The organism is Nonomuraea sp. NPDC049152 (assembly GCF_040648355.1).
Lineage (GTDB): Bacteria > Actinomycetota > Actinomycetes > Streptosporangiales > Streptosporangiaceae > Nonomuraea.
Genome location: NZ_JBEZDO010000008.1, coordinates 243,942 through 256,366 on the forward strand (window position 1 = coordinate 243,942; position 12,425 = coordinate 256,366).

14 protein-coding genes are annotated in these 12,425 nt (G+C 69.4%); 10 read left to right on the forward strand and 4 right to left on the reverse strand.

All coding sequences use genetic code 11. From position 1 onward, the window contains the following. Positions 1–165: 165 nt before the first annotated feature. From AB0B45_RS17610 to AB0B45_RS17630, 5 genes are all read left to right on the forward strand, one after another. Positions 166–1,116: an ABC transporter ATP-binding protein gene (locus AB0B45_RS17610; RefSeq protein ID WP_358131568.1), complete on the forward strand. Its 951-nt coding sequence runs from the start codon at positions 166–168 to the stop codon at positions 1,114–1,116. Then, positions 1,113–1,829, forward strand: a complete 717-nt coding sequence (locus AB0B45_RS17615; protein ID WP_358131570.1) for an ABC transporter permease — start codon at positions 1,113–1,115, stop codon at positions 1,827–1,829. The genes AB0B45_RS17610 and AB0B45_RS17615 overlap by 4 nt, the downstream gene beginning before the upstream one ends. A gap of 12 nt (positions 1,830–1,841) precedes the next feature. Then, entirely contained in the window at positions 1,842–2,921 is a 1,080-nt protein-coding gene (locus tag AB0B45_RS17620; protein ID WP_358131571.1) for a histidine kinase, read from the forward strand. Next, on the forward strand, positions 2,918–3,511 hold the full coding sequence (locus AB0B45_RS17625; RefSeq protein ID WP_358131572.1) for a response regulator transcription factor: 594 nt from the start codon (positions 2,918–2,920) through the stop codon (positions 3,509–3,511). Before AB0B45_RS17620 ends, AB0B45_RS17625 begins: the two co-directional genes overlap by 4 nt. A gap of 99 nt (positions 3,512–3,610) precedes the next feature. Then, positions 3,611–3,928: an STAS domain-containing protein gene (locus AB0B45_RS17630; protein ID WP_358131574.1), complete on the forward strand. Its 318-nt coding sequence runs from the start codon at positions 3,611–3,613 to the stop codon at positions 3,926–3,928. Between the two features lie 152 nt (positions 3,929–4,080). Here AB0B45_RS17630 and AB0B45_RS17635 read toward each other — a convergent pair whose 3' ends face one another. The 3 genes from AB0B45_RS17635 to nucS all read right to left on the reverse strand — a co-directional run bounded on the left by AB0B45_RS17635 (position 4,081) and on the right by nucS (position 7,141). Next, positions 4,081–4,626 (reverse strand): TetR/AcrR family transcriptional regulator, encoded by a 546-nt coding sequence (locus AB0B45_RS17635; RefSeq protein ID WP_358131576.1) that lies wholly within the window; start codon positions 4,624–4,626, stop codon positions 4,081–4,083. A gap of 146 nt (positions 4,627–4,772) precedes the next feature. After that, positions 4,773–6,245, reverse strand: coding sequence for an aldehyde dehydrogenase family protein (locus AB0B45_RS17640; RefSeq protein WP_358131578.1), 1,473 nt, complete (start codon positions 6,243–6,245; stop codon positions 4,773–4,775). Between the two features lie 233 nt (positions 6,246–6,478). Further along, the gene (nucS, locus tag AB0B45_RS17645) at positions 6,479–7,141 is read right to left on the reverse strand and encodes an endonuclease NucS (protein WP_358131580.1); all 663 of its coding nucleotides are present in this window, start codon (positions 7,139–7,141) and stop codon (positions 6,479–6,481) included. Between the two features lie 36 nt (positions 7,142–7,177). Between nucS and AB0B45_RS17650 the strand changes: the two genes are divergently transcribed. The 5 genes from AB0B45_RS17650 (at position 7,178) to AB0B45_RS17670 (ending at position 11,316) form a co-directional block, all read left to right on the forward strand. Continuing rightward, on the forward strand, positions 7,178–8,590 hold the full coding sequence (locus tag AB0B45_RS17650) for a 3-hydroxybutyryl-CoA dehydrogenase (RefSeq protein ID WP_358131582.1): 1,413 nt from the start codon (positions 7,178–7,180) through the stop codon (positions 8,588–8,590). Next, the gene (locus AB0B45_RS17655) at positions 8,587–8,877 is read left to right on the forward strand and encodes an ATP/GTP-binding protein (RefSeq protein WP_358131584.1); all 291 of its coding nucleotides are present in this window, start codon (positions 8,587–8,589) and stop codon (positions 8,875–8,877) included. The genes AB0B45_RS17650 and AB0B45_RS17655 overlap by 4 nt, the downstream gene beginning before the upstream one ends. An 11-nt stretch (positions 8,878–8,888) precedes the next feature. After that, positions 8,889–9,599, forward strand: coding sequence for an alpha/beta hydrolase (locus AB0B45_RS17660; protein WP_358131586.1), 711 nt, complete (start codon positions 8,889–8,891; stop codon positions 9,597–9,599). Between the two features lie 74 nt (positions 9,600–9,673). Beyond that, entirely contained in the window at positions 9,674–10,432 is a 759-nt protein-coding gene (locus tag AB0B45_RS17665) for an SDR family NAD(P)-dependent oxidoreductase (RefSeq protein WP_358131587.1), read from the forward strand. A gap of 89 nt (positions 10,433–10,521) precedes the next feature. Further along, positions 10,522–11,316, forward strand: a complete 795-nt coding sequence (locus AB0B45_RS17670; protein ID WP_358131589.1) for an alpha/beta fold hydrolase — start codon at positions 10,522–10,524, stop codon at positions 11,314–11,316. On the opposite strand, the gene AB0B45_RS17675 is transcribed toward AB0B45_RS17670, so the two are convergent. Then, complete coding sequence (locus AB0B45_RS17675) at positions 11,276–12,409, reverse strand: AI-2E family transporter (protein ID WP_358131591.1); 1,134 nt, start codon at positions 12,407–12,409, stop codon at positions 11,276–11,278. The two genes, AB0B45_RS17670 and AB0B45_RS17675, sit on opposite strands and share 41 nt — an antisense overlap. Positions 12,410–12,425: the final 16 nt, after the last annotated feature.

Sequence of the window (12,425 nt, forward strand, 5' to 3'; positions counted from 1 at the left end):
GGGGGTCGGGTTCTTGGGTTCTCCGTGGGACGTCACCTGGTGACCGGGGTGTGTGGCGGTGCGGATGGAGGGTGACAGATGTCATGGGGGGTGGGCGCGATCTTCATGAGTGGCCGGTGATATCGGCGACTACCTGGGCGAATCCTGAAACGTCAGGCTTGGGGCATGAGGACGACAGAGGTGCGGGACACCGGGGATCCCACGGCGGTGGGCGGGCCGGCCATCGAGGTCGCGGGCCTGCGGCAGCGGTACGGGAGCTTCGAGGCGGTACGCGGCATCTCCTTTGAGGTGCGCCCAGGTGAGTTGTTCGCGCTGCTCGGCACCAACGGCGCGGGCAAGACCACCACGATGGAGGTCCTGGAGGGCTATGCCAGGGCCAGCGAGGGCAAGGTCCGGGTCCTGGGCCTGGACCCGGTCCGGCAGTGCAGGGCGCTGCGCCCGCGCATCGGGATCATGCTGCAGGAGGCCGGTTTCCTCACCGACCTCACCGTCGCGGAGACGGTCGCGATCTGGAAGGGGATGAGCGCCGACGCGGGTCGCCCGCCCGCCGAGGGGGACGTCCTGGAGGTCGTCGACCTGGCGAACAAGGCCAGGACCAGGGTCCGCCAGCTGTCCGGAGGGCAGAAGCGCAGGCTGGACCTGGCGCTGGCGGTGCTGTCCCGTCCCGAAGTGCTCTTCCTCGACGAGCCGAGCACCGGCATGGACCCCGAGGCCAGGCAGGCCACCTGGGAGGTCATCAGGGGCCTCAAGGAGCGCGGGACCACGGTGCTGCTGACCACGCACTATCTGGAGGAGGCCGAGCGCCTGGCCGACAGGCTGGCCATCATGCACGAGGGCGTGATCCGCACCTACGGCACGGTCGACGAGGTCGTGAGCACCACGGGCGACCAGATCACCTTCAGGCTGTCGCGTCCGGCCGAGCCGCCGTTACTGCACGGCGCGGCTCCCGTGGTCGCCAACAGGCAGGTCGTCTACTCGCTGACGGGCGAGGCGCACCCGGCGGTGCGGACGCTGCTGGCATGGGCCGACGGGCAGGGCCTGACTCTCGAGCGGCTCGAGGTGCGCAGGGGCACCCTCGAGGACGCGTTCCTGCGAGTGGTGGAGGACAAGCGATGAGGACAGACGCTCTGCACGCCGTACGGCTGGCCAGGATGGATCTGAAGCTGCTGGGCCGCAACACGACCGCGATGGTCAACGTGGTGCTGCTGCCGTTCCTGTTCGGCCTGATGTTCTCGCAGATGGGCGACCAGACGTTCGTGCTGACCGGGTTGCCCGGCCTGATGGTGGTGTTCGCGGTCTTCATCAACCTCGTCAACACCTTCACCGCGCGCCGCGAGGAACTGGTGCTGAAGCGGCTGCGCGGCGGCCAGGGCTCGTCCTTCGCCATCTTCGGCGGCGCGGCACTGTCGGGGTTCGCGGTGTACGCGGGACAGGTGGCGCTGCTGACGGTGTGGATCGACCGCACCGGCGGGGGCCTGCCCGCGAACGTCCCCATGATGGTGGTGGCAGGAGTCCTGGGCGTGGGGGTGTTCGCGCTGCTGGCCGCCGCGTTCTCGGGGATCACGCCGAACGCGGAGTTCGCCCAGATCGCGGTGCTGCCGGTGCTGCTGGTCGCGCTGATCGGCGCGCCGCTCATGGTGCCGGTGGAGAACCTGCCCTTCGTCGCCAGGCTGGTGCCCACGACGCCCATCACCGAGATGATGCGCATGGGCTACACCGGCGGCCCGTGGGCGGACGCGCTGCCGTGGATCGGGGTGCTGCTCATCTGGCTCGGCATCGCCGTGCTGCTGGTGAAGTGGTTGTTCCGGTGGGATCCGAGGCACGGCTAAGTTGATGGCGAGATGACCGACATCAGCACCGACTACGAGCGCCTCCGGCGGGCCACCGTGTGGACCGTCGCCGGAGGCGTCGGGCTGCCCTGGCTCGGCATGCTGGGCGCGGCCACCAATCGCGTCCAGCCCGCCGTGTGGCAGGTGGTGGCGGCCGCGACCGTGCTGGTGGTCTTCAGCTTCTTCTACGTGCGCGGGGCCAGGATCATGGTCCAGGGCGAGTACGCCCGCCGCGAGGTGATCATCACAGGGGCTCTGGCGTTGCTCGTCGTCGTTCTGATGCGGGAGCAGTTCGTCGTCGGCGCCATGTCGCCGGTCGCGTGGATCGCGCTGGCCGCCCTCAACGTGTCCAGGACCACCGCGGCCCTGCTCGGCGTGGGCATGGCAGCGGTGTGCGTCGCCCTGTCGCCGATGGGGGTCGTCTTCTACGTGCTGATGATCGGGCTGGTCGGATGGTTGAGCCGTTTCCAGTTCTGGTTCTGGACGGTGGTCAAGGCCGCTCACGACGGCAGGGACGCCAAGGCCAAGCTCGCCGTCACGGAGGAGCGGCTGCGTTTCTCGCGTGACATGCACGACATCGTCGGGCACAGCCTCTCGGCCATCGCGGTCAAGAGCGAGCTGGCCGCCCGGCTGGCCTCGGGTGAGGCGGCCAGTGAGATGATGGAGGTCAGGCGGCTGGCGAGGGAGTCGCTGAAGGAGATCCGCGCGGTGGTCCGCGGTTACCGCACGGTCGATCTCAACGCCGAGCTGCACAGCGTGCGGGCGGTCATGGAGGCGGCGGGCATCAGCTGCGCGCTGGAGCTGCCGGACGACGGCCTGAGCGAACAGGTCAGCACGCTGCTGGCCTGGCTGGTGCGTGAGAGCACCACGAACGTGCTGCGCCACAGCGCCGCCACCAGCTGCCGCATCAAGGTGGTCACGGGTGCAGGCGCGGTGGAGCTGACCGTGAGCAACGACAATCCCAGACCGTCCAGGGGTACGGCGGGCACCGGCCTGGCGGGCATGAGCGAGCGGGTGACCGCGCTCGGTGGCGTGCTGACGGCGGGGCAGAGTGATGGACAGTTCGTGGTGAGGGCGAGGATTCCCACATGATCAAGGTGCTGCTCGCCGACGACGAGCACCTCATCCGCCAGGCGCTCGCGACGCTGCTGGGTCTCGAGCCCGACATCGAGGTGGTCGCCCAGGTCGGCAGGGGCGACCAGGTGGTGACCGCGGTCGGCGAGCACCGGCCTGACGTGGTCGTGCTCGACATCGAGATGCCTGGCATGGACGGGCTGACCGTCGCCGAGGCGCTCCCCGGCCAGGCCGTCGTGATCCTCACCAGCTTCGGCCGCCCTGGTTACCTGCGCAGGGCGCTGGCGGCGGGGGTGCGCGGGTTCATCCCCAAGGACGCCTCGGCCAGCGAGCTCGCGGCGGCGATCAGGAAGGTTCGCGACGGCGGGCGCTACCTCGACCCGGAGATGGCGGCCTCGGCGATGATGGCGGGGGAGAGCCCGCTGACCGATCGCGAGCGAGGGGCGCTGGAGCTGGCCGCGGCGGGCTCGTCGGTCAGCGAGATAGCCGCGGCCATGCATCTGACGGAGGGCACGGTGCGCAACTACCTGTCCAGCGCGATCACCAAACTCGGCGCAAGCAACCGAATCACCGCAATTCGGATGGCTCGGGACATGGGTTGGCTCTGACCGGGTAACCGTACTAATGGTTGGTGTGTCGATTATCACCCCCAGAGAGAGAATGACTACGTTGCGTGGTTAGATGGCAGCGTGACCTGAGGAGGTGGCATGCGGGTCAAGGGTAAGCCTGGGGCTCAGGTGGTGTACGTCGGGCAGCGGCTCGACGTGGGAACCGTGGCGGGAGTCCGTCCGCGTCTGCACGACGCGGTCGACTCCGGTGGCGGTGACCTGATCGTCGATCTCTCGCGGTTGGAGATGATCGATTCCACCGGTCTAGGTGTGCTCGTGGGCACGCATCGCCGCGCGCTGAGCGCGGATCGCCGCCTCGTTCTCCGGGGTGTGCCACCGAGGATCATGCGGGTGCTTGCGGTCACTCGGCTGAATCGAGTGCTCCACGTGGAGGCGCCTGCTGCCGCGGTGGCCTGAGGTGACATCCGGCGGAGGTCGGGAGTGCGCCGGACGCCACATCATATCGGGGGGCAGAGCGCGATCAGCCGCACTCTGCCCTCCCTCATGTCCGGCGACTGGTGAGAATCACGCTGGGTGATCACGTGATCGTCATTTGCGCCAATGTCCGGTCAGGAAAGACTGGAAAACGACCGATGGAAGATATGGACAGCTGTGCGCACGAGTTCGTCCGTCGAGGGCGGTTCTTCGGCCAGCACCCATTCGATGAGCAGCTCCTGCAGCGCTCCAATCAAGCCGAGCGTGAGCAGATGCCGATCGATCGGAGCGTCGTCCGAAAACGGTTGCGTCACGTCCTCGACGATGCGGGCGAAGGACTCCACCGCCCGTTGGCGCGAGGTGATGAGAACGTCTCCTGATCGCCGGACCTCCACATGCATGATTCGGGCACGACGCCAGTCAGATGTGGTGAAACCGATATATGTCGATATCCCGGCGATGATGCGCGCGTCGAGTTGGGCCGGCGCGTCCTGCAACGCCTTCGAGACCGCGGCCAGGGCCTCCTCGACGCAGCGTTCGTGGAGGGCTTGGAGAAGCTCCTCCCTGCCGCCGAAACACTCGTAGAACGCGCGGTTCGAGATGCGCGCCTCCGAACACAATCTTTCGATCGTGGTAGCGGCGAACCCCGGTTTCGCATAGAGCGTGTACGCGGCCGTCATCAGCCGCTCCCGCCTGTCTGCCAGCCTTTGCTCAGCCGACATTCCCCGGTAAGACCGGTTCACTTTTCACCCATTCCTGCATGATCGCGAGCCCCCAGAGCACACAATTATGGATGGATGATCGCAATTGGGAAAGAGCGTTTACATTAGCGCTTACGTCGTCCATGCAAAATGGTCACCATCCTGATCAGTCGCTCAAGATCGCCGGCGCCGCGACCGAAGGACGTCAGATTCATTCCGGGCATGGCGAAACGCTGGCGGGCGACGGCCTTCGGCCTGGTGAACTCCCTGAGCCCGTCGGCGCCGTGGATCCTGCCGAATCCCGAGTCGCCGACCCCTCCGAAGGGCAGCGAGGGCACTCCAGCGAAGGAGATCACCGAGTTGATCGCGGTCGCCCCGCTGCGCATGAGCCTGGCCAGCCGGGCCGCTCCGCGGGTGTCACGGGAGAAGATCGTGCCGCCCAGGCCGTAGGCGGAGGCGTTGGCAAGCTCCAGCGCCTCGCGGGCGTCCCTCGTCCTGCGCACGGTTATGGTCGGGCCGAATGTCTCCTCCCGCACCGCCGCCGAGTCCTCCGGCACGTCCTCGACGATGACGGGATCCACGTACGGCGGGCGCACCGACTCGGGGCCGCCCTTGACCGTCTTGCCGGACGCGACCGCCTCGTCGATGTGGCGCCTGATGACGTCGAGCTGCGCGGGCATGGTGATCGGCCCGTAGTGCTCGCCCGCCCTGACCTGCTCCGCCCTCGCCTTCAGCTCGCGCATGAACGGCTCGTAGACCTGCTCCACGACGTACACCCGTTCCACGCCCACGCAGGTCTGCCCCGCGTTCGAGAGCGCGCCCCACACGCAGGCGGCGGCGGCGGCCTCCAGGTCGGCGTCGGCGTCGACGATGAAGGCGTCCTTGCCGCCGCACTCGGCGACGATCGGCGTGAGGTTCTCGGCGCAGGCGGCCATCACGCGCTTGGCCGTGGCCGTCGAGCCGGTGAAGGCGACCTTCCTGACCCTGGGGTCGGCCGCCAGCGCGGCGCCCGTCTCCCCGAGCCCCGTGACGGTCTGGAACACCGGCCACTCGGGCACGGCCTCGCCGAACAGCTCGGCCAGCCGCACGCCGACCCCCGGGGTGAGCTCGCTCGGCTTGAACACCACGGCGTTGCCGGCGGCCAGGGCGTAGGAGATCGAGCCCATCGGGGTGAAGACCGGGTAGTTCCACGGGCCGATCACGCCGACGACGCCGAGCGGGAGGTACTCCAGCGTGGCCGCCAGGTTGAGGCCGACCAGGCCTGTGGCCACCCTGCGCCTACCCAGCACCTTCCCGGCGTTGCGCGCCGCCCAGTCGAGATGGGTGATCGTCAGCACGATCTCCAGGACGGCGTCGTCCACCGGCTTGCCCGTCTCCTGGTGAACCAGCTCGGCCAGCGGCCTGAGCTGCCGGGTGAGGACCGCCTTGAAGTCGAGGAGCCTGCGCCTGCGCTCGGCGGCGCTCAGCTCGCCCCACCACCGCGCCGCCTCCTCGGCGAGTGTGACGGCTTCGCGCACGGCCTGCGCGTCCTGCTTGGCGTGGCTGCCGACGACCTGTCCGGTCGCGGGGTTCACCGAGTCGAAGGTCAGGAGCGTCATGGCGTCACGATAGGCCGGTAAATCCTTACTTACAACGGTTCTGTCGGGCGGATGAGTCGAGCGTTTGCGGGGTGCTCCCCCATAGGCGCGTGACTGGCCCAGGGAGGCGCGTGAGGGGGGTGGGCTCGGCAGGCGACGTGACGGCGGCCCACCGGAGTCCCGCTGGAGCACGCGTGATGGACGGGCGGCCACCGGTGACCACGGTGGCCTCTCCCGTGCTTGCCGTACAAAATCTAGAACAGTGTCGGGTTCTCCGGCTCGATGCCGCGCAGGGCGGCGTAGTCGAGCGTGACGCAGTCGATGCCGCGGTCGGCGGCCAGCACCCGCGCCTGCGGTTTGATCTCCTGCGCGGCGAAGACGCCGCGCACCGGCGCGATCAGCGGGTCACGGTTGAGCAGCTCCAGGTAGCGGGTCAGCTGTTCCACACCGTCGATCTCGCCGCGCCGCTTGATCTCCACCGCGACCGTCGTGCCCGCCGCGTCACGGCAGAGGATGTCGACCGGGCCGATCGCCGTCATGTACTCCCTGCGGATCAGCGTGTAGCCCTCGCCCAGCGTGCTGATGTGCTCGGCCAGCAGCTCCTGCAGGTGCGCCTCGACGCCGTCCTTGATCAGCCCGGGGTCGACGCCCAGCTCGTGGGAGGAGTCGTGGAGGATCTCCTCCATCGTCAGCACGAGCTTCTCGCCGGTCTTGCCGTGGGTGACGGTCCAGGTCTCGCCGTCCTCCTTGAGCTTGCACGGCGGGTTCATCCAGTTGAGCGGCTTGAATGCGCGGTCGTCGGCGTGGATGCTCACGCTTCCGTCCGCTTTGATGAGCACCAGCCGCGGCGCCATCGGCAGGTGTGCCGTGAGCCGCCCCATGTAATCCACGCTGCATCGCGCGATGACCAGCCGCATGATGGCCAACCCTACCGGCTCTGGAAAACTGGGCGCATGGCGTTCGAAATGGTGGGAGTGGTCGGCCTCGGCACGATGGGGGCGGGCATAGCGGAGGTCTTCGCCCGCGCGGGCATCCTGGTGACCGGCGTCGAGGCGGACGAGGAGGCGCTGGCCAGGGGTCGCGCACACCTGGAGAGGTCCACGGGAAGGGCGCTCGACAAGGGCAGACTGACCGCGGCCGAGCGCGAGGAGATCCTCGCCAGGATCACGCTCACCACCTCGCGAGAGGACCTGCGCGCCACCGACCTGGTGATCGAGGCCATCCCCGAGCGCATGGACGTCAAGGTCGAACTGTTCACCGAGCTCGACGGTCTCTGCAAGCCCTCCGCCATCCTGGCGACCAACACCTCCTCGCTGTCGGTCACCGCGCTGGCCGCCGCCACGCGTCGCCCCGGCCGGGTGGTCGGCATGCACTTCTTCAACCCCGCGCCGGTCATGGGCCTGGTCGAGGTGGTCGGCACCGTGGTCACCGACCCCGGCGTCGTCGCCGAGGTCGCCGGCCTGGCCGTCCGGCTGGGCAAGACGCCCGTCGAGGTGGGCGACAGGGCCGGGTTCGTGGTCAACAGGCTGCTCCTGCCGTACCTCAACCACGCCGTCACCCTGCTGGACCACGGCGTGGCCGCCCGCGACGACATCGACAACGCCATGAAGCTCGGCGTCGGGCTGCCGATGGGCCCTTTCCACCTGCTCGACCTGATCGGCCTCGACACCGCCTACGAGATCATGAACGTGCTGTTCGACGAGACGCGCTCCGACAGGCACGTGCCCTCTCCACTGCTGCGCTCCTACGTCGCGGCGGGACTGCTGGGACGCAAGGCGGGCAGGGGCTTCCACGGGGACTCCGCCGACGGCTCGCAGGAGAAGGCGCCCGCGCGGACCGTTCGCGTCGTCGGCTCCCAGGAGCTGGCCGACCGGCTGGAGGCCGCGGGTTTCAAGGACACCGAGGACGCCGATGTGGTGCTCCAGGTGGGCGGCTCCCTCCCCGGCTCGGGCAGGACGGTCCGCGTCCAGCTGAGAGGACAGGTCGCCGAGCTGGCCACCACCGTGCTGACCACGCCGGAGGCCGTGCTCGCCGCCCGCGACCTGCTGAAGATCGCCGGGTACACGCCCGTGCCGTGCAAGGACAGGGCGGGTCTGGTGATCGACGCGCTCCTGTTCGCCCACCTGAACGACGCCGTCCGCATGTACGAGTCCGGCTACGCCTCCATCGAGGACATCGACGCGGCGATGCGGCTCGGCTGCGGATACCTCGCCGGGCCCTTCGAGCTGCTCGAGTCGATCGGCCTGGCGAAGGTGCGCGACGGCCTGCGCGCCCTCCACGCCGAGCGGCGCTCGCCGTCCTCCGCCCCCGCTCCACTGCTCGACCAGCTCGTCACCGCGGGGCTGACCCGGTTCCCCAGGCCATGAGCCCTCGCCGTGCCCGCCGTAAGGAGTCCACCCGCCCGATCGGCTTTCCCAGCTCGAGCGATCGCGTGGAGGAGTGGCCCGACGGGGAGTGGAAGGTCCGCATGCTCACCGGCTCCTCCTCGGCCAAGAACTACCGCTGTCCTGGTTGCGACCAGGAGATCCGGTCGGGCGTTCCGCATATCGTGAGCTGGCCCAACTGGACGGGCGGCGACGAGGAGCGCCGCCACTGGCACACCAATTGCTGGCGCAAGCGGCTGGACCGTGGTCCTGGCCGCAGCAGGTACTGAGGAGAACTGTCTTGGAGATCCGCGCGGCCACTGTCCTGCCCGCCAAGCGCGAGCCGATCGAGCTGCACACCGCCGACGGGCTGACCCTGGTCGGTGAGCTGGCCGTACCCGCGGACAGGCCGCCCGTCGCGACGCTGGTCACGCTGCACCCGCTGCCCACTCACGGCGGGTTCATGGACAGCCATGTCTACAAGAAGGCGGCCAACCGGCTGCCCGCCCTCGCCGACCTGGCGGTCCTGCGGTTCAACACCAGGGGCACCTCGTCGGAGCGCGGCACCTCCGAAGGCGCCTTCGACGGCGGCGAAGGGGAGCGCTACGACGTGGCGGCCGCCCTGGAGTACGCCGAGTTCCACGACCTGCCGCACGTCTGGGTGGTCGGCTGGTCCTTCGGCACCGAGCTCACGCTCAAATGGGCGCACGACCCGCTGGTGGAGGGCGCGATCCTGCTGTCGCCGCCGCTGAAGCGGGCCACGGACGCCGACCTCGACGCGTGGGCGGCCTTCGGGCGCCCGCTGGTGGCGCTGGTGCCCGAGTTCGACGACTACCTGCGCCCCGAGGAGGCCGAAGCCAGGTTCGCCAGGGTGCCCCAGGCCGAGGTCATCGGGGTGGAAGGGGCCAAGCACCTGTGGGTCGGCGAGCCGTACGTGCGCATCGCGCTGAACGAGATCGTCAAGCGGGTCAACCCCGCCGCCTACCCGCTCCCCACCGACGTGCTCTCCTGAGGCCGGCCCTGCACTCTTCCCGGCGACCTGGCGAGGTCCATAGAATCTTGTTCGGTCACGGCTAGGAGGCGGGTATGGGCGCGTTCGATCTCACCGGCAAGAAAGCCTTCGTCAGCGGAGCCTCCCGCGGCATCGGGAGGGCCATCGCGCTCGCCTACGCCGCGGCGGGAGCCGACCTGGCCCTCGTCTCGCGCTCGGCCGAGACGCTGGCCGAGGTGGCCAAGGAGGTCGAGGCACTCGGACGGCGGGCTCTGGTCGTCCCCGCCGACCTCACCGACAGGGACGCCGCGGCGGCCGCCGTCCACGGCGCCGTGAAAGGCCTCGGGCACCTCGACATCGTGGTCAACAACGCGGGAGGGTCGAACTTCCTCGTCGAGTTCAAGGACCTGCGCCTGTCGGGATGGGACAAGCTGATGCGGCTCAACCTCGACACCGCGATGGCCGTCTGCCATGCGGTGGCGCCCCACCTGCTGGAGCGCGGCGGCGGCGCCGTCATCAACGTCGCCTCGGTGGCCGCGCTCGGCGCGCCGTTCCTCGCGCCCTACGCCGCGGCCAAGGCGGGACTGGTCGCGCTGACCAAGACGCTGGCCGTGGAGTGGGCGGCGACGGGCGTGCGGGTCAACGCGCTGTGCCCCGGATGGACCGCCACCGACCTGAACCGAAACCTGTGGGAGGACGAGGCGGCCGGCGCCGCCACGGTCGCGAGCGTGCCGATGCGGCGGTGGGGGACGCCTGAGGAGATGGCCCAGCCCGCCGTCTTCCTCGCCAGCCCTGCCTCGGCGTACATGACGGGGCAGGTGCTGTTCATCGACGGCGGCGCGACCGCCATCTGACGCCTCGGGAGAAGCGGTCACGCCGTAGGGCGGATATCGGTATATGCCGCACGGTGATTGTCGCGGGGAACCGCGTTACCGTGAGGTCCGTGCAGCTCTACACGAGATCAGCAGGGACCGGCGTCCCTGTCGTCCTGCTCCACGCCTTTCCGCTCTCCTCGGCGATGTGGCTGGCCCAGCGTGAGGGGCTGGCCGCCACCTGCCGGGTCATCACCCCCGACCTGCGCGGCTTCGGCGGCTCCAGGCTGGGCGACGACCAGCCCTCCATCGACCTCATGGCCGACGACGTCGCCGCCGTCCTGGACCACGAGGGCGTCGAGCGGGCGGTGATCGGCGGGCAGTCGATGGGCGGGTACGTCACGATGGCCTTCTGCAGGCGCCATCCCGATCGCGTGCTCGGCGTGATCCTCGCCGACACCAAGGCCGGCCAGGACCCCGACCAGGCCAGGCAGAACAGGGAGCGCATCGCGCGGCAGGTCGAGTCCGACGGCGCGGGAGTGCTGATCGAGGAGGTACTGCCGGGGCTCATCGGGACGACCACGAGGGAACACAGGGCGATGGTCTTCGGCAGGGTGCGGGGACTGGTTCAGGCGGCGCCGCCCGGGGCGGTGGCATGGGCGCAGCGGGCAATGGCCGGACGGCCCGACTCCTTCGACACCCTCGCCGCGCTCAAGACGCCCGCCCTGGTGATCGTCGGCGAGGAGGACGAGCTCACCACGCGAGACGACGCCGAGGCGATGCTGCGCGCCGTACCCGACGGGCGGTTGACGGTCATCGAGCGGGCAGGCCACCTGAGCGCGGTCGAGCAGCCCGAGGCCTTCAACGCGGCCGTGGCCGCGTTCGTCAGCTCCGAGCTTGGCGAGGCAGCACGACCTCACGGATGATCAGCGCGATCGCGGCGGCCACGGGGATCGCCAGCAGGGCGCCGACGATGCCCAGCAGCGCGCCGCCGAACAGCGCCGCGATGACGGTCACCGCGGGGGCCACGTCCACCGAGCGCTTCATGACGCGGGGGTAGATGAGGTAGTTCTCGACCTGCTGGTAGACGAGGAAGAAGATCGCGCACGCGATGCCGAGCGGCACCGACTGCAGGAACGCCACGCCGCTCACCAGCACCGCCCCGATCGTCGCGCCCACCAGCGGGATCAGGTCGGTGAGCGCGACCACCAGCGCCAGGGCCAGGGCGTAGCGCGCCCCCGCGATGGTCAGGAACGCCCAGCTCAGCATGCCCGCGATGACGGAGATGAGGACGTTGCCCGCCACGTAGCCGCCGATGCCGGCGAGGATCTGCTCGGTGATGGCCGCAGTCCTGGTACGGCGCGAGGCGGGGACGAGCTTGAGCAGGTAGTCCTTGATCGAGTGCAGGGAGCCGAGGAAGTAGAGCATCAGCACCAGCAGCGTCACGCCGGTGAACACCCCGTCCAGCACCACCAGGCCCGCGCCTACCAGCCCGCCCGCGAGCGAAGGGGCCAGCGTCTCGGTGACGAACGAGGCCAGCTTCGGAAGGAGCTGGTAGTCGGCGTCCAGCTGCCTGAGCGTCGGGTTGGCCATCAGCTGGTCGAAGTAGCCCGGCACGGCGGCGATGAAGTCGGCCGACTCCTTGCTCACCGGCGGCACGATGGCCAGGCCGAACAGCACGAACATCACGATGACGCCGGCGAACACGATCGAGATCGACGTCCGCCGCTTCATGCCCCGCCGCTGCAACGCCTCGACGGCCGGGTTGAGCCCCGCCGCGAGGAACATCGCCACCACGATGAGGATGATCACGCTGAGGGAGTTGGTGATCAGGTGGCCGATGGCGATCGCCGTCAGCACGCCGAGCCCGCCCACGAGGCCGAACAGGAAGGGTCCTCTGGTCAGCGGCTTGCCCGGCATCCCGTACGGCAGCGCGCTGTCCTTCAGCCCCGAGGCTTGCCGGCCCTCCTCCTGGGTTCCCTGCTCAGGGGACAAGGGCTCGTCGACGTTGGCGGTCACGGTGGCTCCAGGAGGA